This window comes from Pseudomonas sp. PICF6, from assembly GCF_009831705.1.
GTDB lineage: Bacteria > Pseudomonadota > Gammaproteobacteria > Pseudomonadales > Pseudomonadaceae > Aquipseudomonas > Aquipseudomonas rhizophila.
Window position 1 is genome coordinate 468,692 of record NZ_WUUD01000016.1, and the last position, 26,718, is coordinate 495,409.

Consider the following 26,718-nt stretch of genomic DNA (forward strand, 5'->3'; position numbering starts at 1 on the left):
TCCAAGGTATCGTGAACGTTAGCGATCCGCTGTGGGAGCAACGCTTGCACTGCGTGTTCACCATCCCCAGAACTGCAACCACCAGCCATAACCCACCAGGCCATTGGCTAATACCAGGCAGGCCATTGCGAGGGGCCGGCGGGTTGCATGTTCCAGGCGCTTGTAGCCCAGCCACAGACTCCAGGCGATTGCCGCGACCAGCAGCGCGGCCCGAGCCGGTTGTACCCAGTAGAGCAACAACCCTTCATAGCGCAGCAGTTTGACGGTGGTGGCCGACAAGCCGAGGAACAACCCTGCACCGCCGAGGGGCGTCAGGGTGATGGCCAAGGGCCAATACTGTGCAGGATCGCCCGAGAGTCTTGCCGCCAGGCGCATCAACAGCAGCAGCGACGTGCCCAACAGCAAGGCACTCATGCCCAGATAAGCGACGATGCAAAAGCCATCGAGCCAACTGAAGCTGTCATTGAGCTGCGGATAGTGGGTCAGCAACCACCAAGGGGCGTTGTCTTGCAATGGCCAGAACAGCTCATGGGCGACCAGCCATTGGGCCAGGCTCTGCTTCATGGCAATGAACCAGGGGCTGACGGTCCACTGAAAAGCCCCCATGGCCAGGCCAATGACGCCGAACAACAACAAGCGCGCGTCCCAAGGCGAAAGGGTGGTTGCGCTCGAGTGAAGGATTTCCTCGTTACTGGAACGGGCTATCAGGCGTACCGCATCGCGCTGGCCGCTGCAGCGACCACAGGCGTGGCAATCGGCGGCACCGCGCATCCGGCGAATGTCCAGCAATGGCGCGCAGTTGGGAGGCGGTCGGCGCGGCGCGGGGTTTTCCAGCCAGCGTTGCTCGTCCACCTGGAAGTGCACCGGTGCCAGGCGAGCAAGCAGGGCGAAGACGCCACTGACTGGACACAGGTAGCGGCACCACACTCGCTTGCCTCGGGCGAACAGCAGGCCAACGATCACCGCTGCGACCGTCGAGCCCCCCAGGATCAACAGCGCCGCCTGGGCATAGTCATAGACGCTGATCAACTGCCCATAGATCGTGGTCAGGCAGAACGCCAGGGTCGGCCAGCCGGCCCAGCGCACCCCGCGTGGCACGCCCAGGCCTTTGCCATACTGGCTGGCCCATTCACTCAAGGCACCTTCAGGACACAGCACGCCACACCAGAGTCGACCGAACAGCACAATCGACAGCAACACGAAAGGCCACCAGATGCCCCAGAACATAAACTGCGCCAGCAGCGTGAGGTTGTCCAACAGCCGAGCCTGGCTGCTGGGCAATGGCAACAGCGCCGGCACCACCAGCAGCACCGCATAGAACAGCACCACCGCCCATTGCACGGCGCGAATGGTTGCGCCGTGGCGCCGCATGCCGTCGCCCAGACGTTGCAGCCAGAGGTTCAAGTCGGACATGGCAGCGTTTGCGCTTTGCGTGGCCGCAGCCAGCCGGCAACCCCCAGCCAGTAGCCGAGCCACACCAACAAGGTCATGGCACTGGGACTGGCTCGATAGCCGGTGAAATCCGCCAGGAAACCGCCCAGGCCATGGCCGTCATCCAATATCGCGCTGCTGTCCCAGAGCGCGTCGCCGATGCCTTGGTAGACCACTTCGGGCCAGTCCATCGCCAGCAACTGACCGCTGATCCGCTCAATGCCGTTGACCAGCAGCGCTGCCCCCAATAACAACAGAATGGTTTCGCTGATGGCAAAGAAACGCGGCCATGAGATGAACCGTCGACTGCCGTGCAGCAAGACGATGGTCAGCAGCGCCAGCAGCAGGCCGGCCACCGCGCCCACGGCGAACAAGCCCAGTGGCGCCCCTTGCAGACGCGCCCCGGCGCCATACAGGAAGACCACGGTTTCACTGCCTTCGCGGCTGACGGCCAGCAGCGCCAACACCATCAGCCCCCATCCACCCTGGCGGCTGAAACGATGGTCGGCGTGACGCGTCAGATCCTGTTTCAACGTCCCGGCGTTTCGGTGCATCCAACCGACCATTTGCACGATCAGCAGACTGGCGACCAGCGCCAACGCCGCCTGGAACCATTCATTGGCCGCGCCGCTCATGGCTTCGCCGGCCAACAGAATCAGACCGGCCAAGATGCCCGACAACAGCAAACCCAGCGCCACGCCAGCCCACACGAACTGCAACAAGCGACCGGCCTGTTGCTGCCGGCTGACCCAGGCCTGGAGTATGCCGATTACCAACAGCGCCTCGACGCTTTCGCGCCAGACAATAAACATGGATTGAGTCATGCAAACACCTCCTGTTCGCCGACTACTGGGCGAGGATGCCGCCCTCGGGCAGTTGCGGGTTGAATTCATCGAAAAACGGATAGTGCCCGGGGCGCAGCGGGTGAATGACGACAAACGTGGTAACGCCGGGCGACAGGACCTTTTCCACCCGCAGGGGCGTGCTCTCGAATTCCGCCGGACCCTGGCCGACGTTTTTCAGCACGATCTTGAAGCGCTGCCCGGCCGGTACTTCCAGCTGCGGCGGGGTGAAATGGCCGTCGCGCATGCTCAACTCGTAAGTAAGCAGTTGGGCATGGGCGATTGAAGGCAACAGCAAGCCGGCCAGCACCCACCCGGCCAGCTGTCGCGCTGTTCGGCTCGTTGAACGACGCATCTTCAATACCCGCCTTTTTTGCCAATCCCGGCGTAGACGAATTCGTAATGCAGTTCACAGCGCTCGAACCACGGTGCCACGCCGGTTTCCTTGTCGGTATGACGGCCGAGGGAGCCATGGCCGCCGGGCGGCAGGACAGTGAAGGTCAATTGGTATTTGCCGGGGCCCAGCAGCTTGACGTTGTCGCCATAGTGCGGCCCGTCATTGGCCACCATGGCGTGGAAGTCGCCCTTGAGCGGGGTGTCGTTGCCTTGTTTTTTCAGTTGGAACGACACGTTGAGGTAGGGCACGAAGCTGCCTTCCTGGAAACCTTGCTGGTTGTCGGCCGTGGCCCTGATATCGGCCTCCAGGTGAACGTCAGACTCGGCGGTTGGGCGCATCATGCCGGCCGGGGCCATTTCGATCGGTTGCAGGTACACCGCGCCGACCTCCAGGCCCGGGCACATTTGCGGTTCGCCAATGGGGTATTCCTTGGCCTGGGACAGAGGGGCGAGAAACAGCAGGGCGAGAGACAGCGGAGCGAGGGTACGCATGGGAAGACTTCCTGAGGACTAAGGGATGGCCGAGTCTAGGAAGCTTTGCTGCGAATAATAATGATTCTTGTCAATTTTCGAGGCATTTAACCCGCCAGGAACGCCGATACCGTCATGCCGGTGGTTCTTGATCGATATCAAGGGCACTTTGGCCCTGACACGCTAGGGTACAGGCACACCCATCGGCTATACGGGGGCGTCATGGCAAAGCCTTTTCCAATCAGTCCGAAACATCCCGAGCGCATTTGCTGGGGCTGCGACCGTTATTGCCCGGCCAGTGCCCTGGCGTGTGGCAACGGTGCGGATCGAACCATGCACCCGGCCGAAATGATCGGGGAGGATTGGTACCTGCATGGTGATTGGGGGGTGGAGTTGGTGGACATTAGCGCCAAGGTCATCGATCCAAGCACCACTCACCCGAAGGAATGAAGTGAACCTGTGGCGAGGGGATTTATCCCCGCTGGGCTGCGCAGCGGCCTTAAGATTTGCGGTCGCTGCGCAACCGAGCGGGGATAAATCCCCTCGCCACATTAACGCCCATTTTCCCGGACAGTGGATCACAACTTCGGCAACTGCCCGATCCGCCCCATCATCTCGGTCACGATCTGCAGGTCCAGAAGAAACTGCTCGACCGTCTTGAACTCGTTGTCGTTATGCCCGGTGTACTTGACGTCGGGCATGGCCAGGCCGAACTGCACGCCGTTGGGCAAGTCATGAACCGAGGTGGCGCCAGCGGAGGTGCCGTACTTGTGCTCCATGCCGAGGTTTTCGCTGGCCACGGCCAACAGTGCCTTGACCCATTCACCGTCCGGGTTGCGATACATCGGCTCATCGATTGAATAATCGAACGCCACGGCGACCTCCGTCTTCTTGCTCCAGGCGGCCAGTTTGTCGGTGATTTCAGCCTTGATCGCTTCCGTCGGCTTGCCCACCGGCACGCGCAGATTGACGGCCAGCTTGAAGGCTTTGTCATCCATGCCGACATACGTCAGGGAAGCGGTCAGCGGCCCCATGAAGGCGTCGGAAAAGCCAATCCCCAGTTTGCTTCCCAGGTAGTCCAGGCCCCAGTTGTCGGCGGCATAGCGGGCGGCATCGGTGATGTGGTTGTGCTTGAGCGCAACCTTGCCCTCGAGGCTGTTGATGAAGTCCAGCATCCTCGCCACCGGGTTGACCCCGGACTCTGGTTCTGAGGAATGGGCGGAGACGCCTGTGAAGGTCAGTTTGACGTCCTTACCGACGACCGCGGTGGTCACCTGGAAGTCGCCGCCATTGCCCTTGGCATACGCGGAAGCGGCTTTTTGCAGCGTCGCGGCCAGTTCAGCAGGCTGATCGCCCACGAAGGTAGCGACCGATGTGGACGGAATCTGATTGGTGGCCAGGCCACCGGTCATCGCCGTGATCTCAGCGCCTTTGCCCTGGGCCGCACGCCGGGCGAAGTTGGCCATGACGGTGCCATAGCCTTTTTCGGCAATCACCACCGGGTAGCCGCCATCCAGCGCCAGGTTGTAGTTGGGGGTTGGGTTGCGCTCGAAGTAATAGGGGATGGCGTCGCCGGTGGTTTCCTCGGTGGTGTCTACCAGCAGTTTGAAATTCCTCGCCAGCGGCAGGTTTTCTTCCTTGATGATCTTCATGGCGTACAGCGCCACGACAATGCCGTTCTTATCATCTTCGGTGCCCCGCCCGTACATGCGGTCGCCCACCAGGGTGACCTTGAACGGATCCAGACGAGTGCCGTCTTTCAATACCCAGTTTTCCGGGGTCACCGGCACGACGTCGGCATGGGCGTGAATGCCCACGACTTCGTCGCCACTGCCATGCAGTGAAATCTCGTAGACGCGGTTGTCGATGTTGCGAAAGTCCAGGTTGAAGGCTAGGGCAAGGCGCTTGATCTTGTCCGCGATCTTGAGGAACTCGGGGTTCTCGTGCTGGGCAACACCGTCCTTGCGAAAGGTCGGGATCGCCACCAGTTCGCGCAGGGTTTCGGTAGCGGCGTTGCCGTATTTCACCCGTGCATAGAGGCCGAGCAGACGATGAATTTCGTTCTGCTGCTCAGCCGTAAGGGGTTTGTTGTCGAGGAACGTGCTGATGGCCGGGCCGAGCTTGGCGGTTTCGGCCAACTCACTCCTGGCCACATTTCCCAGGAACTGCCTGAAGTCGGTGACGGAGGTGTCAGCGAGGGTTTTGACGAGGGACGAACTCTGTTGCGCAGTGATGTTGGCCAAGGCGGGTGGGGTGATCGACGCCAGGCTGGACAGCAGCAAGGTGCTCACGGCCAGGTGCTTGAGGGATAAGTTCATTGGTAGAGGCATTCCTTTGCAGACGGTGGGAAAGAAGTGACTGATTGATGGAACACTCACTTACAACCTAGCACCGAGAAGGACCTGCCGGGAGTTTTGTAATCAACATTAATGCATGCCGATCCATTGCTATCGCGAGCAGGCTCGCTCCCACAAGGGATTAGGGGTGGTCACACGATCTTGTGTCCACTTTGCAATCCCTGTGGGAGCGAGCCTGCTCGCGATAGCTTAATGCGGCGCGCGAGGGATCGTCTTGAGCAGGTCTTCCGGGCTGATGTGACCGACGATGGGCTCCGCGCTGCTGCCCGGCAGCGGCAGGTCGAGGATGTGCCCCTTGATCTTGCCGACCACATGCATCTCGCAGGGTTTGCAGTCGAACTTCAGCGTCAGCACCTCGTCACCATGGATCAACTGCATCGGCGCAACCTTGGTGCGCACGCCGGTGACGCCCTTGGCCTGCTTGGGACAGAGGTTGAACGAGAAACGCAGACAGTGCTTGGTGATCATCACCGGCACTTCACCGGTTTCTTCGTGGGCTTCGAACGCCGCATCGATCAGTTTCACACCGTGGCGATGATAAAAATCCCGGGCCTTCTGGTTGTAGACGTTGGCCAGGAACGACAGGTGCGACTCCGGGTACACCGGCGGAGGATTGGTCTCGGCCTTGCGCCCCCCTCGGGGATGGGCCTCGACACGGGCGGTGGTCAGGGCTTCGATGACTTCGCGGCGCACTGCCTTGAGCTGCGAGTTGGGAATGAAATACGCCTGGGGCGCATCCAGCTCGATGGCGGTGGCGTGGTACTCGGTGGTGCCCAGTTGGCCGAGCAGGTCGTGCAGTTGCTCCAGCGCCTGCTCCGGCTTGTTCGCCAGGCCGAATGGCCCGTCCAGGCTGACGCTGGCGCTGACGCCTTCCTCGCTGGTAGCAGTCAGCTCCAGGCGCTCTTCACGCAGGCGTGCGACCCAGGCAACGCCCACCCGGCGCTCGGCGGAGGTCTTGAGCAGCGCTTGCTGCCAGTTGTGGTCCAGGTTACGACTCAGCGGGTGGTTGGGGCGTAATGTGTGCAACCCTGCCGGCATTTCGTTGGGCTCGACGCGGTAGCGGTAACGCTTCTGGCCGTCTTCCTCGAATTCGCCCTTGGGCTCGGCGATGTTGGCGCGAAAACCCACCACTTCACGCTTGACCAGCACGTTGAGGCCATCGCCGTTGGACAGCGGATCAAAGGTCACGACTTGCAGGTCGCGCTTGCCGACTTTTTCCACCACGCCCACCGGCACGCCGGTAAAGGTCGGGGAATCGAAGGCGCCGATGTCGATCTTGCGCTCGCTGACGAAGTAGTCGGTGCTGCCGCGGTGGAACGTCTTCTCCGGGTCGGGCAGGAAGAAGTGCGCGGTGCGACCGCTGGAGGCGCGGGCCAGGTCCGAACGGTCTTCGAGGACATCGTCCAGGCGCTGGCGGTAGTAGGCGGTGATGTTCTTCACATAGCCCATGTCCTTGTAGCGTCCTTCGATCTTGAACGAACGCACACCGGCTTCGACCAGGGCGCGGATGTTGGCGCTCTGGTTGTTGTCCTTCATCGACAGCAGGTGCTTCTCATAGGCAACCACCCGGCCCTGATCATCCTTGAGGGTGTAGGGCAGGCGACAGGCCTGGGAGCAATCACCACGGTTGGCGCTGCGGCCGTTCTGGGCGTGGGAGATATTGCATTGGCCGGAAAACGCCACGCACAGCGCGCCGTGGATAAAGAACTCGATGGCCGCGTCGGTTTCGTCGGCGATGGCGCGGATTTCCTGCAGGTTCAACTCCCGCGCCAGTACCAGTTGGGAGAAACCGGCCTGATCAAGGAACTTTGCCCGTGCCAGGGTACGGATGTCGGTCTGGGTGCTGGCGTGCAGTTCGATCGGCGGGATGTCCAGTTCCATCACCCCTAGATCCTGGACGATCAAGGCATCGACACCCGCATCGTACAACTGGTGGATCAACTGGCGGGCCGGCTCCAGTTCGTTGTCATGCAGGATGGTGTTGATCGTGGTGAACACCCGGGCGTGGTAGCGATGGGCGAACTCCACCAACCGGGCGATATCACTCACCTCGTTACAGGCGTTGTGACGCGCGCCGAAACTCGGGCCACCGATGTACACGGCGTCAGCGCCATGCAGGATGGCCTCGCGGGCGATGGTCACGTCGCGGGCGGGGCTGAGCAATTCCAGATGATGTTTGGGCAAGGACATTTGTTTTTAGTCAGGCTGATCACGGTCGAAGCGCGCATTGTAGCCGCCAGGCGCCCGGCCGGCACCTGTGGACTTGGATTTGCGCGATATGACCGATATGCGGCTTCGCCCCGTGGGTCATCCCGGCGAAGCATCAGGGCTGCACCAGCGGTTTCTCCCGGTGTTTTTTGCCAGATACAAGAACGCATCAGCGGCCTTGATCAGCATGGCCGGGGTCACGTCCTCGGTGCTTGGCCGGCAGGTGGTGATGCCCGCGCTGGCGGTGACCAGGCCCAAGGGATGGTCGCCGTGTTCGATGTTCAGCGCCCTGATGGACTCCAGAATCTCTTGTGCGATCGTGGCGGCCCCCGCGCTGTGGGTGTCGGGCAGCAAAATGGTGAATTCTTCACCCCCGTAGCGCACCGCCAGGTCGCCGGGCCGTTTGATCGCTTGCTGGATCGCCCCCGCGATCGCGCGCAGACAGTCGTCCCCGGCAGCATGGCCGTATTTGTCGTTGTAGCGTTTGAAGTAATCGACATCAAGCATGATCAAGGCCAAGGAGGCGTGCTGACGCCTGGCCCGGCGAATCTCATCGGCCAATGCAATGTCCAGCCGTCTGCGGTTGCCCAAACCGGTCAGGCTGTCGGTCAGTGCCATGTCCCGCATGGTTTGGTGGGCGCTGCGAATCTGTTTCTCCATGGTCATTCTGTAGCGCAACTGGCTCAACACGATCAGCCCAAAGCCGACGAGTATCACGATCAGGAATATCAGTACGAAGCCGGTCTTGAGCAGATCGTGACGCCAGGGGGTGATGATCGATTCGCGAGACAATCCGGCCTCGACCACCAGCGGATAAGTGGTCAAGGCTCGGTAGCCATAAATGCGTTCAGTGCCGTCGACGACGGCCCTGGCCTCGGCGACGCCCTGATTGGAGTTGGGCAAGTGGTCACGGAAGATCACGCTATTGACCAGGCTCTTGCCGACCACCGAGGCGACGAAGGGCCGCCGGACCAGAATCGTGCCATCTCGCAGGGCCAGGACCAGGGCTCCCTTGTCGTCGATCTTGAAGTCGCCGTAGTAGTCCACGAAATAGCTGACCTTGACCGTTCCCAGCAACACACCGGCGAACGAGCCGTCAGGATTGTTCAAGCGGCGGGAGATGGGGATGATCAGGTCATTGGTGGATCGGCTCCTGATCACTTCGCCGATCCGCACGCTTCGGTCCTCGTGGGTGCGGTGATACTGGAAGTAGTCGCGGTCGGCATTGTTCGCCGAGTCTGGCGTTGTTTGCTTGTCTGTCACTATCCACTGCCCGTCGGGGCCGTAGATAAACAAACCGTGCAACTGCGGCATGATGGCCGACTGTTGCACCAGCAGTTTATGGATGCGCGGGATGTCGATGTTCTGCAGGCCATCGCCTTCCACTCGCTCGCTGAGTGCTGCGGTCACCACGTCCACTTGCCGGATGGTGTCTTCGGCGTGCTGGGCCGTCGCTCGCGCCAGGTTTGTCACCGAATCGCGGGCCGAGGCAAAGGCAGAGCGATAGTCACGCCATGTTCTCCAGCCTTCAACGGCCAGGAACACCATCACCACCACCAGCATGAAAGTGATGGTGAGCCGCAGGGCAGCTCCGGCCCGCGCTACCTGAGGGGGAAAGGATTCGTCAGCACTTTCTTTCTTTAGCTGCGGCCGTTCACGTCCGAGCATTAACATTTCCTTCTACAGCAGCGCGACTGCGCATTATTAGGGCGCAGGCTACCTTATCCGATAACAGGACGTTAGCTGAAGGATTCGAGGCAGGCACAGATCGCCAAAGCACGGGTGGATATAAAAGGCCATAACTCGCAAATCCACTCAAAAAAGCTGTACAAACCATACTTCATGTACAACTATTGAGCGACCTTCGGCAATCCAGTGATGTTTTTTCAATGGCAAGGTCGTTTGCGTTCAAGAAAAGCCTGAGCCGGTTCATGGCCTGCGTTTTGGTGCTTTACGCCAGCCAAGCTCTGTGCGACTGGCGCACGGTACTGCCTGACGCCCGTCTGGTGGGGCAAGCCGATTATTCCTGGTACGGGTTCGATCTCTACCAGGCCAGGTTATGGAGTGCGACCTTGCAACCCAGCCTGGAAACGCCGCTGGCACTTGAGCTGAATTACCGCCGCACGATCAGCAAGCAAACCTTGGTGCAAGCGAGCATCGAGGAGATGCGCCGAATCGCGGGTAAATCCCTGGACCCAGTACAGCTCGACAGCTGGAGCGATGACATGCGGCGGTCCTTCGTCGACGTCAGGCCAGGCAGTCAAATCACCGGGCTTTACCTGCCCGGCAAGGGTTGCCGCTTTTATGTCGACGGGCGCTTGACCCATGAAGTCGCCGACTCATCGTTCGCTCGAAGTTTCTTCGCCATCTGGCTCGATCCCCGCACCCGGCATCCGGAGTTGCGGCAACAGCTGCTGGGGCTCAATAACGCGCGCGTAGGGGGGCAAACACCATGACTCGGCTAATGGTTGGACTGCTTTTAATGATGAGTTTGACCAGTTGCGGGAACGTGAATGTCGATCGTTATGCCGACCAGCAACCGCAGCTGGATCTGGTGCGCTTCTTCAGTCAGCCAATCAAGGCCTGGGGCATCTATCAAAAACGTTCCGGCGAGGTCATCAAGCGTTTCGAGGTTGAGATATTGAGTCACCGTGAAGGTGAACAGCTGATTCTCGATGAGCGCTTTCTCTACAGTGATGGCAGCCGACAACGGCGCGTATGGACGCTGACCCCCGATGGCCCGGGGCTCTGGCGCGGTCGCGCCGACGATGTGATCGGCGAGGCGCGGGGAGAGGTGGCCGGCAACGCGCTGCGCTGGCGCTATCGATTGAACCTGCCAGTAGACGGATCGACTTACGAAGTGACTTTTGACGACTGGATGTACTTGATGGACGAAGACACGATGATCAACCGCTCGAGCATGAGCAAGTTTGGCGTCGAGTTGGGCCAGGTCACGCTGTTTTTCCGTCGTCAGGGCGGGGGCGCGCCATGAACCTGCAAACCCTGATCGAGCTGGCCATCGAAGGCCGGGTACACGAGCTGGAGTTATGGTCGCTGGAGGGCGGTATCTACGTGTTGCGTGCGCGACTGGACCGCGGGTTTCGTACGTTGCTCGACGACTCCGGACGAACATTGCATTTGCGATCCACCACCCATTTGCGTGAGTTGCTGCGTGACGCGCCGCGGTTACCCTGCATGTTGGTACAGCATGTCGTTCACGACGAAATGTGTGGCCAGCGCGAGGGGCCGATAGAGCCTTTGCGTGTGCCACTTTTTCTGGATGAACCTTGGTAATAATGTTCGCCTGGCGCGGGTTCTGACCTCAGTGGGGATCAGCCAGGCGCAACGCCAACGGCAGCCAGAGTGCCCACAGGGGCGCCAACACCAGAGCGGTTCCCACGATGCCAAGCGGCAGCGCAACGCCGGCCAGTGGAGCGCCTGCGCAATAGGCCAGCGGACCGCCGACCATGCCCACCAACGCACCGCGCCAAACAGGCTGTATGGCCCAGGCCAGGCTGTGCCGCAAGCTTGTGGCAAACACCAGCCAGAGCAGCGCAAGCCAGAGGGGCAGGGCGGTCTGAGCGAATCCGAACAGACCCAGCACACCCAGGCTCCAGTCCAGCACCATGCCGCACAGCCCCACGCGCATCACTGCACGCAACTCGGCCCGGGGCTGTGGACAGAAGCTCAGGTGAGCCAGCAATCCTGCCGCCACAGCCAGGAGCCACCAGGCATTCTGTGCGCCCAGTACACAACCCCACCAGCCCAACTGGACCCAGAGTGCGTTGACGATCAGGCCCGCGCGACTCATCAAGCCTCCCGCCGCTCCAGCAAAGAGAGCTGACGCGCCCCGGGAGCGGCAAAGAGCAGTTGCGCGACGCCGATGGCACGCTCCTGGAATCCGCCTTCGCAGTAACACAGGTAGAACTCCCACAGGCGTTGGAAGGTTTCGTCGTAACCCAGCTCCAGCAGCGCTTGGCGTGATTGCCGGAAGTTCTCGTGCCAGTGCTTCAGCGTGCGGGCGTAGTGCGCGCCGAAGTCTTCCAGGTGCAGCAGGTTGAGCGGTGTTTGACGGCTGGCGGTGTTTAGCAGAACGGACAACGATGGCAGCGCGCCGCCGGGAAAAATATGCCGCTGGATGAAGTCCACCGAGCGGCGTGCCTGCTCATAACGCTGGTCGCGAATGGTGATGGCTTGCAGCAACATCAGGCCGTCATCCTTGAGCAGAGCGCAGCAGCGTCGGAAGTATTCGGGTAAATAGCGATGACCGACAGCTTCGATCATTTCGATCGAGACCAGCTTGTCGTAGCGCCCCTCCAGATCGCGATAGTCCTTGCACAGCACCTCAATGCGCTGCTGCAGACCCAGTGCCTCAACGCGCCGGCAGGTATGGGCGTACTGCTCGTGCGACAACGTTGTGGTGGTCACCTTGCAGCCATATTGGCTGGCAGCATAAATCGCCAGGCTGCCCCAGCCGGTGCCGATTTCCAGTAGGTGGTCGCCGGGGCGCAGGTCGAGCTTGCGACAGATGCGTTCGAGCTTGTTGAGCTGGGCTTCTTCCAGGCTTTGTTCGGGGCTTTCGAACATGGCGGCCGAGTACATCATGGTGGGATCGAGCAAACGCTCGAACAAGTCATTGCCCAAGTCGTAATGGGCAATGATGTTGCGCCGAGAGCCGCGCCGGCTGTTACGGTTGAGCCAGTGCAGCCAACGCAGCACCGGGCGGCCGAGGCGAGCCAGACCACTGTCCATCGCATCGAGCACGTCCAGGTTGGCGACGAACACGCGGGTCACCGCCGTCAGGTCGTTGCTGCGCCAGTACCCCTGGATATAGGCCTCACCGGCGCCGATCGAACCGTTACTGGCGAGCATGCCCCAGACGGCGTCGTCAAGAATTTCGACTTCGGCCTGCAGAGCACTGGCCGGATCGCCGAAGTTTAGCGATTCCCCATCGAGCAGCAGGCGCAAGTGGCCTTGGCGCAGGTGTCGTAATTGGCCGAGAACGACTTGCTTGAAGACGCCGCCGTTGAACAGGCGAAAGCTGCCGGCCTTAGTAACGCTCAGGGTGGGTTCGGGCATGGTCGGGGTCCTTGTGGGCGGTTTCGCCGACGCTCAGGCCGTTTTGGCTGGCCTGATGGTCGTGCAGGGGCGTGCGTTTGAAGAGCAGGCGCAGGGCCTGCCAGTAAATGGCGCTCAAGGTGCGCAGGCTCATCCACGGGAAGGCCAGGAAGTGACGACGCACAGCCGCGGCATCGAGAGGTTGGCGCTTGAGCGCAAGGTCGGCCTCGAACACCTTGCTGCCATCGCGCCAGTTCTCCATATGCACCCGGATATGTGAGTCCGCGATCAGAAAGCGCATGCGGTAGTCCATGTCCCGAGGCAGGAACGGTGATACATGGAACGCCTTGGCCACCCGGAACGCATGGGGTTCACCGGGGCTTACCGGCAACACATAGTGATAGCGCTCGCGCCATGGGGTGTTGCGGACCTCACAGAGAATGGCCGCCAGACGCCCATCGGTTTCGTGGCAGAAATAGAAACTCACCGGATTGAAAGACAGCCCCCAACTGCGCGGTTGGGTCAGCAGCTGGATTGCGCCTTGGGGCGCGGTGCCCAGGGCCTGGGCAAGCAATTCGCGCACCGCGTCGAGCAAGGGGACGCCCAGACGTGTGCGAGCGGGCAGGTAATCGCGCTCGCGCCAGCACAGCGGTGCCAAGGGCCACCCTCGCAGCAGGCGGGACAGGCCCAGCACCTGGCTTTGTTCGGCGAGGTCCAGATAAAGCATGCCGATGGGGTATCGGAATCCATGGGCGCGGGGTGAATAGCGGCGATGGTCGATCCAGCCGCGGCACAGGCTGCTATTCAAAGGTATTCTCCAAAATGCCCGGCCACATCCAGCCCACTGACCACACCGTCTTCGTGGAAACCATTGGCCCAATAGGCGCCGCAGAAATAACTGTGCTGACGCCCTTGCAGATCACCCTGGCGAGCCTGGGCGGCGACGCCGGCGAGGCTGTATTGCGGATGCGCATACTCGAAGCGAGCCAGGACCTTGGCCGGATCCACCACGTCACTCTGATTGAGGCTCACGCAGAAGGTCACCGGGGCGTCCAGACCCTGGAGGATGTTCATGTTGTAGGTCAGCGCAGCAGGCGCTCGCACCGAACCACCCAGTCGGTAATTCCAACTCGCCCAGGCCTGGCGGCGCTGCGGCAAGACACCGGTGTCGGTATGCAGCAGTACTTCGTTGCTGGCGTAGGCCAGGGCACCGAGCACCTCACGCTCTGCTTTGCTTGGCGTTTCAAGCAGCGCCAGGGCCTGGTCGCTGTGGCAGGCAAACACCACTTTGTCGAAACGCTCAAGTCCCGCCGCGCTGAGTATGTTCACGCCTATCGCGTCGCGGCTCACGCGCTGCACCGGGCAGTTGAGCCGGATATGCTGGCGAAAGTGCGCGCATAACGGGTCGATATAACCCCGCGAGCCGCCCTCGATCACTCGCCATTGTGGGCGTCGGTTGACCGATAGCAGGCCGTGGTTATGGCAGAAGCGCACGAAGAACTGCAGCGGAAACTCCAGCATTCCGGCAGGCGACATCGACCAGATCGCCGAGCCCATGGGCACGATGTAGTGGTCGATGAACCGTTGTCCATAATTGTGGACATGCAGGTAATCGCCCAGCCGGGTGGTGCTGTCGATGCGCTGCGCCTTCAAGTCGGCCGTGGCCTGCCGGTTGAATCTGAGGATGTCCTGCAACATGCCCCAGAAGCTCGGCGACAGCAGGTTGCGTCGTCGGGCGAAAAGGCTGCGCAGGGTATGCCCCTTGTACTCTTGGCCAGTGGCCGGGTCATGCACCGAAAAGCTCATTTCAGTGGCACGGGAAGTCACGCCCAACTGGTCCAGCAAGCGGATGAAGTTCGGATAGGTCCAGTCGTTGTAGACAATGAAACCGGTATCTACGCCATAACGCTGGCCTTGCCATTCCACGTCCACGGTGTGGGTGTGGCCGCCGATCCGCTCGTCGGCTTCGAACAGGGTGATCTGGTGCTGGCGAGCCAGCAGGTACGCGCATGTCAGCCCCGATATGCCGCTGCCGATGATTGCGATGCGCATGTTTCAAGACTCCTGGGAAGAGCGTGCCAGACGCCGGCCAAGGGCCAGGCGCCAACGGGCGGGCAAGCGTCCGAGCGAACGCAGGACGAAGGTGAAAAACCATGGAAAAGCGATGTCCAGCGGTCGCGCGGGCAGGCGCTGGGTGATATGCCGCGCTGCGCGCTGGGCCGACCAGCGCATGGGCATCGGAAAGTCATTGCGGCGGGTCAGCGGGGTGTCGACGAAACCGGGGCTTACCAAGGTGACATCGATACCCTCGGCGGCCAGATCGATGCGCAACGACTCAAACAAATAACGCAGCGCCGCCTTGGACGCGCCATACGCGCCGGCACGCGGCAAAGCCAGCCAGGTCACTGCGCTGCACACCCCCACCAAATGCGGGCGTTGGCCTCTGCGCAGCAAGGGCAGGGCGGCTTCCAGGCAGTGGCTGGTGCCCAGCAGGTTGGTGGTCAATACCCGTTCGACCAGTCGCGTGTCGAAGTGCCCAGGCTCCAGGTATTCGCAGGTTCCGGCATTGAGAATCACCAGGTCCAGCGCCCCCCATCGAGCGTCGATGGTCCGGCAGATATCGGCCACTTGCGCTGGATCGGTCAGGTCTCCCGGCAGCACCAGGACCTGATCCTCATAGCGAGTCGCTAACGCTTGAAGGGGTGCGACCTGGCGCGCACTCAGCGCCAGACGGTGTCCTTGCTCAAGAAGCTGCGAGGCCAATGCTGCACCGATACCGCTACTGGCGCCGGTCAACCAGATGCGACTCATGCCAGCCTCCGCTTCAGCCAGCCGATCACCGAGCCAAACAGTGGAAGGTGCTCGTAGAGCAGGGCACCGGCGTCGAAGAAGTCCTGGTGCAGGTAGACCCGTTCGTTCCAGCGCAAATAACTGCAGCCTTGCAGGGAGATGAGTGCGCCTCCGGCCAGACGTGGGTGGCTGTAATGCAGCGTCCAGCGTAGATAGCCCTCGCCGGAGCCGACCTCATCAAAGCCATGAAAGTCGTAGCGCACCTGATCGACGTTGGCATACATCTGCGCGAAGTAGTTGCGCAGGGCAGGCAGGCCTTCGATCCGATGCAATGGGTCCTGGAACTTAATGTCAGCGCTGTAGAGGGTATCGAGCTCGGCCAGGTGACTGGCGTCCAGCTCGGCGAAGGCGCGGGCAAAACGCTGGAGGTAGGCAGACATGTCAGGCTCCGAATTATTGTACAGATAGTTATTCCTGTACAAGTTTTCGAAGCCTACTGCACGACTTGTACGTTTTAAAGTGTTTTGTATAGGTATTTGTAAATTTGTATAACTTTGCTGCTGAACGAGCCCGGTCATGATCGGGCTCGGCTGGTTCAGTGCAACGGCTGAATGTCAGTCAAGTGCGTTGCAGAAACCACGAATCGCTTCGCAGGCCTGGCGCAAAGACGCATCGTCCAGGGCGTAGGCGATACAGCAGTTTTTTCCTTGCCTGCAACAATAAAAACCCTCGTTTCGCAAATTCCCGCCTGCCGACAGAATCGCTTCGACACCTCTTGTCGATCGTCGCAAACGCAGAACTACAAAAAATCCAAACCCGAGGCGGCGTCATGCCGGCCTGAACCATCCCACTGCCGGAAGTGCACAGACATGCCCGTTGAGACCCTACAGATAGATACGCTTGTTATAGGCGCCGGCCAGGCCGGCGTGGCCATGAGTGAACATTTGAGCCGCCAGGGAGTGCCTCATCTTGTGGTGGAGCGCAACCGCATTGCCGAGGCCTGGCGCACCGCGCGTTGGGATTCGCTGGTGGCTAACGGCCCGGCCTGGCATGACCGCTTTCCGGGGCTGCAATTCCAGGGGCTCGACCCTGATGCCTTCGCCACCAAGGATCAAGTGGCCGATTACTTCCAAACCTATGCCAATACAATCAACGCACCGATCCGCACCGGTGTGGAAGTCAGGGAGGTACAGCGTAATGTCGGCCGCCCAGGCTTCAGCATTGAAACCAGCGAGGGCCCGATCGAGGCCATCCACGTGGTGGTCGCCACCGGGCCCTTTCAACGGCCGGTGATTCCACCTATCGCCGCGGATATGGCGCAAGTCACCCAGATGCACTCTGCCCAATACCGCAATCCCCGGCAGCTGGCCGAGGGCGCTGTGCTGGTGGTCGGGGCGGGCTCGTCGGGGGTACAGATCGCCGATGAGTTACAGCGCGCTGGCAAGCAGGTCTACCTCTCGGTGGGCGCCCATGATCGCCCGCCACGGGCCTATCGCAACCGGGATTTCTGCTGGTGGCTGGGTGTGCTCGGCGAGTGGGATGCGGAGGCCGTCCAGCCGGGCAGGGAGCATGTGACCATCGCCGTGAGCGGTGCCCGCGGCGGCTATACAGTGGACTTTCGCAGGCTGGCCCATGAGGGCATCACCCTGGTGGGCCTGACGAAGTCGTTCAACGGTAGCGTCGTGACGTTTGAACCCAACCTTGCCGAAAACATTGCCCGTGGCGATGAAAACTACCTGGCGCTGCTGGATGCCGCCGATGCCTACATTGCCCGCAACGGCCTGGACCTGCCGCCGGAGCCAGAAGCCCGCCGGCTGTTGCCTGACCCGCACTGCCTGACCCATCCGATCCTGGAACTGGATCTGGTGAACGCTGGGGTGACCACCGTGATCTGGGCCACCGGCTACTCGGTGGATTACAGCTGGCTGAAGGTCGACGCGCTGGACGCCAACGGCAAGCCACGGCACCAGCGGGGTGTTTCCAGCGAACCGGGTGTGTATTTCGTGGGTCTGCCCTGGCTGTCACGGCGCGGGTCGGCGTTCATCTGGGGCGTGTGGCACGACGCCCGGCATATCGCTGACCACATCGTGAAACAGCATACCTATCTCAACTATCGAGACGCTTCGCAGCGCCAGAACGACGACGTTCAAGCCCCGGCGCTCGATAGCGATTCGAACAGTTCGAAAACCAGCCTCATGGGAGTCCGTTGATGCCTACCCACACTCGCATCCGCATGTTCAACACCAAAGACACCTATCCCAACCAGACGCTGGACAACGACTTGTGCCAGGCCGTGCGCGCCGGCAATACCGTCTACGTGCGCGGTCAGGTTGGCACTGATTTCAACGGCCAGTTGGTAGGTCTGGGCGATCCGCGTGCCCAGGCTGAACAGGCCATGCGCAACGTCAAGCAATTGCTGGAAGAGGCCGGCAGCGACCTGAGCCACATCGTCAAGACCACCACTTACCTGATCGACCCGCGCTATCGCGAGCCGGTGTACCAGGAGGTGGGCAAATGGCTCAAAGGGGTGTTCCCGATTTCCACCGGGCTGGTGGTCAGCGCCCTCGGCCAGCCGCAATGGCTGATGGAAATCGACGTGATCGCAGTGATCCCCGAATAAGGAGAGTGGAGCATGACTTTTTCCATTGTCGGGCGCTGCGTCGAGACGGGCCAGTTGGGCATCGCCATCAGTTCCTCGAGCATTGCCGTCGGCGCCCGTTGCCCCTGGTTGCGGGCTGGTGTCGGCGCGGTGTCGAGCCAGAACATCACGCTGCCGGCCCTGGGGCCGCAGATCCTCGACGAACTGGCCGGCGGCCTGGCCGCCCAAGAGGCTGTCGACCGCGCCCTGGCGCGCAATGGCTACAGCCAGTACCGCCAGGTGGCGGTGGTGGATGCCCACGGGCGCACGGCGATTTTCAGCGGCAGCCACGCCTTGGGCACCCATCGCGCGCTGGCCGGTGAGCAATGCGTGGCGGCCGGCAATCTGCTGGCCAGTGTGGACGTGATCGACGCCATGGTTGCCGCATTCGAACACAGCGAAGGTTGCCTTGCCGCGCGCCTGCTGAGTGCGTTGCAGGCCGGGCAGAGCGCAGGTGGTGAAGCCGGAGCGGTGCATTCTGCGGCGCTGTCGGTGGTGGATGAACTCACCTGGCCGATCGTCGATTTGCGTGTCGACTGGGCCGAGGAAAACCCCATTGGTGAGCTGGAAAAACTGTGGCTGGCCTATCAACCGCAACTGCAGGACTACCTGACCCGCGCCCTCGATCCGACCCTGGCCCCCAGCTACGGAGTGCCGGGTGATGAGTGAGCTGCGCAGCCGCGCACTGCTCGCCAGCCTCGTCGGCTTTGCCACGGTCAGTCGCGAGTCGAACCTGGCGCTGATCGAGTTCGTGCGTGGCTACCTCCACGATCTGGGCGTGAGTTGCGAACTGATCTACAACCCCGAGCGGACCAAGGCCAACCTGCTGGCGAGCATCGGCCCAGCGGTGCCCGGTGGGGTCGTGCTGTCCGGTCATACCGATGTAGTGCCGGTGGACGGACAGCACTGGACGGTCGATCCGTTTTGCCTGAGCGAGGTCGGCGGCAAGCTGTACGGCCGGGGCACCGCCGACATGAAAGGCTATTTGGCTTCAGTGCTGGCGGCGGTGCCGATGTTCCTCGCCAGCCCGCTTCGCCGGCCCGTGCATCTGGCGTTCTCCTATGACGAAGAGGTCGGTTGCCTGGGCGTGCGCAGTCTGCTGCAAGTGCTGGCGCAACGCATTCCCCAGCCTGCGTTGTGCCTGATCGGCGAGCCCACCCAACTCCAACCGGTGTTGGGCCACAAGGGCAAGTTGGCGATGCGTTGCCATGTCAAAGGGGCGGCCTGTCATTCGGCCTATGCGCCCTACGGGGTGAACGCCATCGAGCAGGCAGTGCGCCTGATCGGTCGGTTGGGGGAGATCGGCGCGAATCTGGCCGAACCTTCACAGCACGATGCGCGCTTCGATCCGGCGTACTCCACGGTGCAGGTGGGCGTGATCCAGGGCGGTACCGCGTTGAACATCGTCCCGGCCGATTGCCGCTTCGATTTCGAAGTGCGCGCCTTGCCGGATTTCGCCCCAGAAGTCGTCGTCGAGCAATTGCGCGATTACGCCGAGCAGGCGTTGCTGCCGGCGATGCGGGCCGTGCAGGGCGACACCGCGATCCGGTTTGAACCACTGTCCGCCTACCCGGGCCTGGCAACCCGACCTGACAGCGCCGCTGCGCGTCTGGTGGCCGAGCTGTGCGGCAGTGATGCCTTCAGCACCGTGGCATTCGGCACCGAAGGCGGCCTGTTTGATCAGGCCGGAATCCCGGCGGTGGTCTGCGGCCCCGGCAGCATGGATCAGGGGCACAAAGCCGATGAATACGTGAGCGTTGAACAGATGGCGGCCTGCGACCGATTGATGGATCGCCTGGCGAGCCATCTCAGCGAACCCAACGACTTCTGAGACAAGGAATTTGCGGTGAACGATTTCAATGTTTGGAAAACCCGGGCCGCGCAACTGCGCCTGAAGGATAACGCCCTGATTGACGGTCTGCCTCGTGAGGCCGGCACTCTGGGCCGGATGATCATGGCCCCGGCGCTGGTAGCCAGCCATGCCGACATCAACGAACTGGTCGACAAGACCCGTATTGCTGTAGATCGCACCGCCCGCGCTTACGGTCGCCTCTGAGTCCCGTCGCCGGCTCGTGCGGGCGAGCCGGCCTTTCGAGGAACCGCTTCATGTCCAGATCCTTGCGTTGCAATATCGCGTGTGCCCTGGTGCTGCTGAGTAGCAGCGTTCTGGCCGCGCCACAGAGCCTCACCGTGATCTCCTTTGGTGGCGCCACCAAGCAGGCCCAGGACAAGGCCTACTTCCAACCCTTCAACGCCAGCGGTGCAGGAAGCATTGTCGCCGGCGAATACAATGGCGAGTTATCGAAGATCAAGGCCATGGTCGCGGCCGGCCACACCAGTTGGGATGTGGTCGAAGTCGAAAGCCCCGAGCTGTTGCGCGGTTGTGAGGAGGGCCTGTTCGAAAGGCTCGATTTGAGCGCCTTGGGTGATCCGGCGAATTTTGTGCCGGGAACACTCACCGAATGTGGCGTGGCCACGTATGTCTGGTCGATGGTCCTGGCCTATGACCAGAGCAAGTTGGCCAAGGCCCCCAAGTCCTGGGCGGATTTCTGGAACGTCACCGAATACCCGGGCAAGCGCGGGTTGCGCAAGGGGGCCAAGTACACCCTGGAAATTGCCTTGCTGGCCGACGGGGTCGAGGCGCAGGAGTTGTACAAGGTGCTCAACACCCCCGAAGGCGTGTCGCGGGCGTTCGCCAAGCTGGATCAGATCAAGCCGAACATCCAGTGGTGGGAGGCCGGTGCGCAACCGGCACAGTGGCTAGTGGCGGGGGACGTGGCGATGAGCGCTGCCTACAACGGTCGTATCGCTTCGGCGCAAAAGGAAGGCATGAAGCTGAGTATCGTCTGGCCGCAAAGCCTGTATGACCCGGAGTACTGGGCGGTGGTCAAGGGCACGCCGAACAAGGTCCTGGCCGAGCAATTCATTGCCTTTGCCAGCCAGCCGCAGGCGCAGAAGGTGTTCTCGGAAAACATCCCTTATGGGCCGGTGCATCGCAAGGCGCTGGCGTTGTTGCCTGGAACAGTCCAGGAGCAGTTGCCTACCGCCGAGGCCAACCTGGCCGAAGCCCGGGCCGTGGATGCCGAGTTCTGGGTTGACCATGGTGAGGAACTGGAGCAGCGCTTCAACGCCTGGGCCGCTCGCTAGTCACAACGTTCCATACGCCTTCAATGGCTGGCTCAGGCCAGCCATTGTTTGAACTGCTCTTTGCAGTAATCCACGAACAACTGCGCAGGTTTGGTCAAGTGCGCGCGCTTGAGCCATCCTGCCACCAGGGCCGAACCGGTGACGTCCTCGGCGATGTTGACGCACACCACTTGCTGCCCATCGTAGGTGCAGGTGGAATGTGGCCGGGTTACCAGCAGCGCAAAACCGAACGATTGCCCGACCATGCCGCGCACCATTTCGATCGAGGGTGAGCTGAAAACAATGTTCGGTGTCAGGCCCAACTCCTCGAATATGCTCACAAAATAGGTCCGGCTGGGTTGCACGTCCAACAGAATCATCGGCTCCAGCGCCAGATCGCGCAGGGACACCTGAGCCTGGCTGGCAAAGCGGTGCTCCGCCGGCAGCAGCGCGTAAGGTCGTTGCGGCGCCATCAGCGCCTCGGTCTCGATGGTGCCGTCGAGGTCGTGCTCATAAAAAATCGCCAGATCAAAACGGCCCCCCGTCAAACCTTGCACCAGTTCCTGTTGCTCGCCGTCCTGTAGACGGATCTCCACGCCGGGGTAACGCTGGCGAAAACCGGCGATCAATCGTGGCAAGTACAGGGGCGCGACAGTCTCGAAACAGCCAATGTCGATCTGACCGCTGACCACGTCGTTGTCGGCCAGCGCGTTCTGCTCGAACTCTCGCGCCATGCGCAGCAGTTCCTGGGCTTTGCGATAGAAGCGAGCGCCGCTGGGGGTTAGCGACACACCCTGGGCGTGGTGACGGATGAGCAACTGCACGCCGAAACTGTCTTCCAGCCCTTTGACGGCGGTCGCAATCGAGGGCTGGGCGATGTACAGCTTGCGGGAGGCTTCGGCGACGCTGCCACATTCGACGGTGGTGACGAAGTACTTCAGCTGACGCAAGGAATAGGACGCCACGGCACACCTCGATCCGGATGATTTTTGCCTACCTTACCTTGTGCACAGAGGGCAGTGGGCGGGCATTGCGACGGATTTTACTGGGCAGTGACAATATTCAGGCTGGCTTGGGGACGAGCGCCTGAAAAAAACGCCTGCCCAAGCATCATCGGCAGGCGTCTGGGAAAGACCGGCGCAGAAAGGAGGGACTGGCCGGGGTCGGAAACGGACTCAGGCCACCGGGATCAACGGGTCGGCGGCGGCCAGGGCGGTCGCGCGATCAGCCGCGGGCGGATAGATCCACACGGTGTTGATCTGGGTCTTGAGCTCCTTGGCTTCCTGCCCGACCAACTTGAGCTGGCGATCCCAACCCTCGGTATACACCGCGCCCCAGGCACCCAGGTCCAGACAGGTCACGTACTTGGGTTGGCTGTAGGCCATCGGCGCGACGCCCAACAAGTCGGCCGCGACGTTGTTGCCGGCATAGCGGCCCAGGGCGATGGCGTGCTGGCAGGACATGGCCGCGTAGTTACCCAGGGTATCGGTGGCGGCATAGGCCACGTCGCCGGTGGCAAATATGTCGGTCTGGCCCAGGACTTTCAGGTTGGCATCGACGTGCAGGCGACCCTGGCGATCGCGAATGCCGGGTATCTGTTGGGTCAACGGATTGGCGCGGAACCCCACGGTCCAGATCACAGTATGGGACTCGATACGCTGGCCGCTCGACAGGGTGACGCCACCGGCATCCACCGATTCGACCGAGTCGTTGACGATCCACTCGATACCCAGATGCTCGGACGCTTGGACAATGGACGGACGAATGCCGTCGCCCAACGCTGCGCCGATCTGCGACCCGCGATCCACCACGATGACCCGGATGTTAGCGTCTTCACCCAGGACCGCGCGCAGGCGTGCCGGCATTTCGGTGGCGGTTTCGATCCCGGTAAAGCCTCCGCCGGCCACCACCACGGTGTTGCGGGCCGGGCTGTCCGGAAGATTTTTCAGGGACTTGATATGGGCTTCGAGGCGGGTTGCCTGTTCGATTTCATCAACGTCGAAGGCATGCTCGATCATGCCTTCAAGGTCTGGGCGGACCAGTTGGCTGCCCGCCGCGAGCACCAGGCGGTCGTAGCCCAGGCTGCCCTCGGTGCCGAACACATCCACGTAGCCAACCTGTTTGTTGTCGACATCGATACGGCTCGCCGAACCTTGTACGAATTTCACGCCCACCGCGTCGAACAGGCCACCCAGTGGGGCGGCCATGGTGTGGACGTCCGGCTCATAGAAACGAGGACGGATGCGCAGCTCAGCCTGGGGGGCCAGGACGCTGATCTGCACGTCATTACGATCGTGTTGGTCCAGCAGCCGGGCGGCGCTCAATGCACTCCAGACCCCGCCGAAACCTGCGCCAACAACCAGAATATGTTGTTTCATGATGAGCTCCCGAAGACAAAATCGATACGTTGAATTGTTTAACTGTTTCAGCGTGACCGTGTCGCGAACTACTCCAAAAGCGCCTGGCTGCAATGAGTTGCCATCGAGCACATTCAATTTCAGTTCGCTGTAGGGAAGCTTATTGGCAGGGCCTGTGTTTAACACTTCTACATAAGGTCATCCGGCCTATGCCTGGGTAGGGGGGATCTATACAAAGGTATGAGGTCGCGACGATGGCGCGGCATCAGGAAGGCCGGCCAACTATCGATTCGATGCAGGCGATCAATTGAGCGCAGTCGAAGGGCTTCGGGAAAAACGCCACCGGCTCGGGCGCCCCGGCGCTGACGCGGGGTGGCACGCCAGGGTATCCGCTAATGAAAATGATCGGGATATGAATGCCCAGGGTCGACAGTCGATCGTACATCTGAATACCGGTCATGCCAGGCATTTGAATATCCGATATCAGGCACGCTGTGTTTTCAAGTTCACAAGAAGATAAAAAGTCCAAGGCGCCCGCGTATGTTGTAACCCGATATCCGTGGGAACGTAACAAGCCATCCAGTGCAATTCGAACTGACTCGTCATCATCAACAATTGAAATAGTTGCGGTATTGGACATGTCGATACCTGGGGTGATATCAGGTAGCCATAAAGGCGCCTGTATCACTGCAAGATACGCCGTCCAATAGTCCCGCCAAGTATACGTGTGTATGAACTTTCTACTGCTCGCCGCGCCATTCCAGCACCTGGGCCATGCGGACCAGATCGGCAAACGAGCCTGCGCACATTTTGCGCATGGCTTGGCCGCGGTGAATCTTGACCGTGATTTCGCTCAAGCCCAGTTCCCCGGCGATCTGCTTGTTCATCAGGCCTGACGCCGCCAGCGCCATGACCTGTTGCTCGCGCGGGGTCAATGTGGTGTAACGGTCAAGCACTTGCTGATGGCTGCGTTCGGCGTCGCGCCGCCGGCAGTCCTGTTGATGGGCGGCGGTCACGGCGTCGATCAGGTCTTGTTCGCGAAACGGCTTGGCGAGGAAATCCACGGCACCGGCCTTCATCGCCCGCACGGTCATGGCGATGTCACCGTGGCCGGTCATGAACACGATGGGCAGATGGACGTTGGCCGCGACCAGCGCCCGTTGGCACTCCAGGCCGCTGGTGCCTTGCAGCCGTACATCCAGAACCAGGCAACTGGGCAGGTCGGGCCTGGAATGGTTCATGAACTGTGCGACCGAATCGAACAGATGCACCTGCAGGCCGATGGAGCGCAGGAGGCTGCCGAGGGCTTCGCGCAGCGGTGCGTCGTCGTCAACGATATAAACGATGGGCTCGTTGCCGAGGACCGGTTTCGTGGGCTGCATGGCGTTCATTGCCCGCTCCCCGACACAGCGGTGCAAGTGAGCCGCGGCAGCGCGAACCTGAATGAGGTGCCTTGGCCGGCCTCGCTGGTCGCCCAGATCCTGCCGTCATGGAAGTCGATGATGGACCGGCAGATGGAAAGGCCCATGCCCAGACCGTTTTCCTTGGTGGTAAAAAACGCATTGAACAAGGACGGCAGGACCTCGGGGGCAATGCCGGTTCCGTGGTCAGTCACCTCCAGCAGCACTTCGTTATCCTCCATCCAGGTGCGTATGTGCAGGGTTCGTTCGTGTACCTTGACTGCGTCCATGGCGTGACAGGCATTGATGATCAGGTTGATGATCACTTGCTGCAGTTGCACCCGGTCTGCGCTGACCTGGCTGTCGGTCGCTGCCAGCTCCACCTTCGCCCGGACTTTATGATGAGCCAGTTGCTGCTGGACCAGGTTCAGGGTCTCGCGGACGATGTCGTCCAGCGGCTCGGGCTGGCGCACCGGGTCGCATTTGCGCGACAGCGCTCTGATACCGCTGATGACCTCGCTGGCGCGACAGCCGTTGGCGACGATTCGGTCGAGGCAATCCAGGGCTTCCCCGAGATCGGGCTCCGGACGTTTGAGCCAGCGGCGGCAGGCCTCGCCACTGCTGGTGATGGCCGTCAGTGGCTGATTGACCTCGTGGGCGATGGACGCGGCCATTTCCCCCAGGGAGGTCAAGCGCGTGACGTGGGCCAATTGGCTCTGGGCGCGGAACAATGCGTCTTCGGCCTGCTTGCTGGCAGTGACGTCCATGAGCGCGCCCAAGTACTGGAAACGGCCATGCTGGACGAGCAGGGGGCTGGCGATCATGTGGATGTGCTTGATGCGCCCATCAGGCATCAGCAGGCGCAGCTTGACCTCGATCTGCGGTTCACCAGCGGCGGCCTGTTGGAAAACCCCGCGTGCCAACTCCAGGTCTTCAGGGTGAGTGCGCGCCAGCATCATCGACACCGTCGGTGTCTTGCTGGGCGAGTACTCGAAAATCCGTGCCGACTCCTGCGACCAGGTCAACGCTTGGCGATCGCCGCGAAAGCCCACGCTGCCGGTCTGGCTCAGGCGCTGGGCGCCGATCAGGTAAGCCTCGTTGTGCCGCAGGCTGTCGGAAGCCTGCTTGCTGCGCAGCGCCAGGAACGCAATGGCGGACAATGCGGTCAGGCAGCGAAAGAAACCGGTGGTCGATTCCCAGCGGTGATAGCCGCCGTTGTACAAGAACATCGCGGTGAGCAAGCCCATGCACATCAGCGCGACGGTGATCACCAGATTGATGGAGAACAGGTTGGCCGCCATCAATAACAAGGTGATGTACAGCAAGGTCGGCGCAAGGTCGGAATGGGTCTCGGAGTTGATGATGACAATCCCGCAAGCCACCACCAGGCCTACCAGCCAGCCGAGGGCGTTGACCAGCGGATGGGTACTGATTCCCATCGACAGTCGCGGCCCCTTCTGGCATGGGGCGTATCGCAGGCTGTCATAGACGTTCTTGAGCATCGCGGAGGGTAGGGGCACGCTGGCAGACCTTTTGTGTTTACGTGGTCTCGCTCTGGGATGTCGGGGGACAGAGCATCGGTTCGTATCTTAGAAGCGCCGCTTGGGCTGAGGTAGGACATAAAACCCTGAAATTCCGCCAGGC

At 61.4% G+C, this 26,718-nt stretch carries 27 protein-coding genes and 1 pseudogene; 10 read left to right on the top strand and 18 right to left on the bottom strand.

The window, feature by feature from the left end; all coding sequences use genetic code 11:
- Positions 1-57: 57 nt before the first annotated feature.
- The 4 genes from GSM73_RS09870 to GSM73_RS09885 are packed head-to-tail and all read right to left on the bottom strand — an operon-like array spanning position 58 to position 3,161.
- Positions 58-1,413 carry a 4Fe-4S binding protein gene (locus GSM73_RS09870; RefSeq protein WP_160892337.1) on the bottom strand — a complete coding sequence of 452 codons (1,356 nt, stop codon included), beginning with the start codon at positions 1,411-1,413 and terminating at the stop codon, positions 58-60.
- On the bottom strand, positions 1,401-2,255 hold the full coding sequence (locus GSM73_RS09875; RefSeq protein WP_160892339.1) for an FTR1 family protein: 855 nt from the start codon (positions 2,253-2,255) through the stop codon (positions 1,401-1,403). The genes GSM73_RS09870 and GSM73_RS09875 overlap by 13 nt, the downstream gene beginning before the upstream one ends.
- 22 nt (positions 2,256-2,277) lie before the next feature.
- Entirely contained in the window at positions 2,278-2,628 is a 351-nt protein-coding gene (locus GSM73_RS09880) for a cupredoxin domain-containing protein (protein WP_160892341.1), read from the bottom strand.
- A gap of 2 nt (positions 2,629-2,630) precedes the next feature.
- On the bottom strand, positions 2,631-3,161 hold the full coding sequence (locus GSM73_RS09885) for an iron transporter (RefSeq protein ID WP_047229160.1): 531 nt from the start codon (positions 3,159-3,161) through the stop codon (positions 2,631-2,633).
- 201 nt (positions 3,162-3,362) lie between these two features.
- On the opposite strand from GSM73_RS09885, the gene GSM73_RS09890 reads away from it, so the two are divergent.
- Positions 3,363-3,590: a DUF3079 domain-containing protein gene (locus GSM73_RS09890; protein ID WP_047229159.1), complete on the top strand. Its 228-nt coding sequence runs from the start codon at positions 3,363-3,365 to the stop codon at positions 3,588-3,590.
- Positions 3,591-3,718: 128 nt separating this feature from the next.
- Here the strand turns inward: GSM73_RS09890 and GSM73_RS09895 are convergent, their stop codons facing one another.
- The 3 genes from GSM73_RS09895 to GSM73_RS09905 all read right to left on the bottom strand — a co-directional run bounded on the left by GSM73_RS09895 (position 3,719) and on the right by GSM73_RS09905 (position 9,373).
- Positions 3,719-5,458, bottom strand: a complete 1,740-nt coding sequence (locus GSM73_RS09895) for a dipeptidase (protein WP_139050015.1) — start codon at positions 5,456-5,458, stop codon at positions 3,719-3,721.
- 228 nt (positions 5,459-5,686) lie between these two features.
- Positions 5,687-7,687, bottom strand: coding sequence for a U32 family peptidase (locus GSM73_RS09900; protein ID WP_139050016.1), 2,001 nt, complete (start codon positions 7,685-7,687; stop codon positions 5,687-5,689).
- A gap of 117 nt (positions 7,688-7,804) precedes the next feature.
- Positions 7,805-9,373 carry a sensor domain-containing diguanylate cyclase gene (locus GSM73_RS09905; protein WP_139050017.1) on the bottom strand — a complete coding sequence of 523 codons (1,569 nt, stop codon included), beginning with the start codon at positions 9,371-9,373 and terminating at the stop codon, positions 7,805-7,807.
- 221 nt (positions 9,374-9,594) lie between these two features.
- Here GSM73_RS09905 and GSM73_RS09910 point away from each other — a divergent pair, with 221 nt between their 5' ends.
- Genes GSM73_RS09910 through GSM73_RS09920 form a run of 3 tightly spaced genes read left to right on the top strand, consistent with a single transcriptional unit; the run spans position 9,595 to position 10,999 of the window.
- On the top strand, positions 9,595-10,161 hold the full coding sequence (locus GSM73_RS09910) for a chalcone isomerase family protein (RefSeq protein ID WP_047229156.1): 567 nt from the start codon (positions 9,595-9,597) through the stop codon (positions 10,159-10,161).
- Positions 10,158-10,697, top strand: coding sequence for a DUF3833 domain-containing protein (locus GSM73_RS09915; protein WP_047229155.1), 540 nt, complete (start codon positions 10,158-10,160; stop codon positions 10,695-10,697). The genes GSM73_RS09910 and GSM73_RS09915 overlap by 4 nt, the downstream gene beginning before the upstream one ends.
- Positions 10,694-10,999, top strand: a complete 306-nt coding sequence (locus GSM73_RS09920; protein ID WP_047229154.1) for a DUF6482 family protein — start codon at positions 10,694-10,696, stop codon at positions 10,997-10,999. The genes GSM73_RS09915 and GSM73_RS09920 overlap by 4 nt, the downstream gene beginning before the upstream one ends.
- 28 nt (positions 11,000-11,027) lie before the next feature.
- Here the strand turns inward: GSM73_RS09920 and GSM73_RS09925 are convergent, their stop codons facing one another.
- The 6 genes from GSM73_RS09925 to GSM73_RS09950 are packed head-to-tail and all read right to left on the bottom strand — an operon-like array spanning position 11,028 to position 15,993.
- Positions 11,028-11,516 carry a DUF2878 domain-containing protein gene (locus tag GSM73_RS09925; protein WP_160892343.1) on the bottom strand — a complete coding sequence of 163 codons (489 nt, stop codon included), beginning with the start codon at positions 11,514-11,516 and terminating at the stop codon, positions 11,028-11,030.
- Complete coding sequence (locus GSM73_RS09930; RefSeq protein WP_139050018.1) at positions 11,516-12,784, bottom strand: cyclopropane-fatty-acyl-phospholipid synthase family protein; 1,269 nt, start codon at positions 12,782-12,784, stop codon at positions 11,516-11,518. Before GSM73_RS09930 ends, GSM73_RS09925 begins: the two co-directional genes overlap by 1 nt.
- The gene (locus GSM73_RS09935) at positions 12,756-13,571 is read right to left on the bottom strand and encodes a DUF1365 domain-containing protein (protein WP_160892345.1); all 816 of its coding nucleotides are present in this window, start codon (positions 13,569-13,571) and stop codon (positions 12,756-12,758) included. The genes GSM73_RS09930 and GSM73_RS09935 overlap by 29 nt, the downstream gene beginning before the upstream one ends.
- The gene (locus tag GSM73_RS09940; protein ID WP_160892347.1) at positions 13,568-14,815 is read right to left on the bottom strand and encodes an NAD(P)/FAD-dependent oxidoreductase; all 1,248 of its coding nucleotides are present in this window, start codon (positions 14,813-14,815) and stop codon (positions 13,568-13,570) included. The genes GSM73_RS09935 and GSM73_RS09940 overlap by 4 nt, the downstream gene beginning before the upstream one ends.
- A gap of 3 nt (positions 14,816-14,818) precedes the next feature.
- Positions 14,819-15,574: an SDR family oxidoreductase gene (locus tag GSM73_RS09945; RefSeq protein WP_047229150.1), complete on the bottom strand. Its 756-nt coding sequence runs from the start codon at positions 15,572-15,574 to the stop codon at positions 14,819-14,821.
- Entirely contained in the window at positions 15,571-15,993 is a 423-nt protein-coding gene (locus GSM73_RS09950; protein ID WP_160892349.1) for a nuclear transport factor 2 family protein, read from the bottom strand. Before GSM73_RS09950 ends, GSM73_RS09945 begins: the two co-directional genes overlap by 4 nt.
- Positions 15,994-16,422: 429 nt before the next feature.
- On the opposite strand from GSM73_RS09950, the gene GSM73_RS09955 reads away from it, so the two are divergent.
- The 6 genes and pseudogenes from GSM73_RS09955 (at position 16,423) to GSM73_RS09975 (ending at position 21,338) form a co-directional block, all read left to right on the top strand.
- On the top strand, positions 16,423-17,763 hold the full coding sequence (locus GSM73_RS09955; protein ID WP_107322439.1) for an NAD(P)/FAD-dependent oxidoreductase: 1,341 nt from the start codon (positions 16,423-16,425) through the stop codon (positions 17,761-17,763).
- Entirely contained in the window at positions 17,763-18,173 is a 411-nt protein-coding gene (locus GSM73_RS09960; RefSeq protein ID WP_003201555.1) for a RidA family protein, read from the top strand. The genes GSM73_RS09955 and GSM73_RS09960 overlap by 1 nt, the downstream gene beginning before the upstream one ends.
- Before the next feature lie 12 nt (positions 18,174-18,185).
- The gene (locus GSM73_RS09965; protein WP_047229147.1) at positions 18,186-18,860 is read left to right on the top strand and encodes a DUF1028 domain-containing protein; all 675 of its coding nucleotides are present in this window, start codon (positions 18,186-18,188) and stop codon (positions 18,858-18,860) included.
- Positions 18,853-20,022: an acetylornithine deacetylase gene (gene argE, locus GSM73_RS09970; protein WP_076384553.1), complete on the top strand. Its 1,170-nt coding sequence runs from the start codon at positions 18,853-18,855 to the stop codon at positions 20,020-20,022. Before GSM73_RS09965 ends, argE begins: the two co-directional genes overlap by 8 nt.
- Positions 20,023-20,124: 102 nt before the next feature.
- A pseudogene (locus GSM73_RS27160) lies at positions 20,125-20,247 on the top strand (hypothetical protein); the annotation flags it as partial.
- Between the two features lie 50 nt (positions 20,248-20,297).
- Complete coding sequence (locus tag GSM73_RS09975; protein ID WP_160892351.1) at positions 20,298-21,338, top strand: ABC transporter substrate-binding protein; 1,041 nt, start codon at positions 20,298-20,300, stop codon at positions 21,336-21,338.
- A gap of 32 nt (positions 21,339-21,370) precedes the next feature.
- Here GSM73_RS09975 and GSM73_RS09980 read toward each other — a convergent pair whose 3' ends face one another.
- From GSM73_RS09980 to GSM73_RS10000, 5 genes are all read right to left on the bottom strand, one after another.
- Entirely contained in the window at positions 21,371-22,282 is a 912-nt protein-coding gene (locus GSM73_RS09980) for a LysR substrate-binding domain-containing protein (protein ID WP_107322443.1), read from the bottom strand.
- A 210-nt stretch (positions 22,283-22,492) separates the two neighbouring features.
- Entirely contained in the window at positions 22,493-23,695 is a 1,203-nt protein-coding gene (locus GSM73_RS09985; RefSeq protein WP_047229143.1) for an NAD(P)/FAD-dependent oxidoreductase, read from the bottom strand.
- A gap of 244 nt (positions 23,696-23,939) precedes the next feature.
- Entirely contained in the window at positions 23,940-24,314 is a 375-nt protein-coding gene (locus GSM73_RS09990) for a response regulator transcription factor (protein WP_047229142.1), read from the bottom strand.
- Between the two features lie 100 nt (positions 24,315-24,414).
- Positions 24,415-25,065 (bottom strand): response regulator transcription factor, encoded by a 651-nt coding sequence (locus GSM73_RS09995; protein ID WP_047229141.1) that lies wholly within the window; start codon positions 25,063-25,065, stop codon positions 24,415-24,417.
- Positions 25,062-26,513, bottom strand: coding sequence for an ATP-binding protein (locus GSM73_RS10000; protein WP_047229185.1), 1,452 nt, complete (start codon positions 26,511-26,513; stop codon positions 25,062-25,064). Before GSM73_RS10000 ends, GSM73_RS09995 begins: the two co-directional genes overlap by 4 nt.
- Between the last annotated feature and the right edge of the window lie 205 nt (positions 26,514-26,718).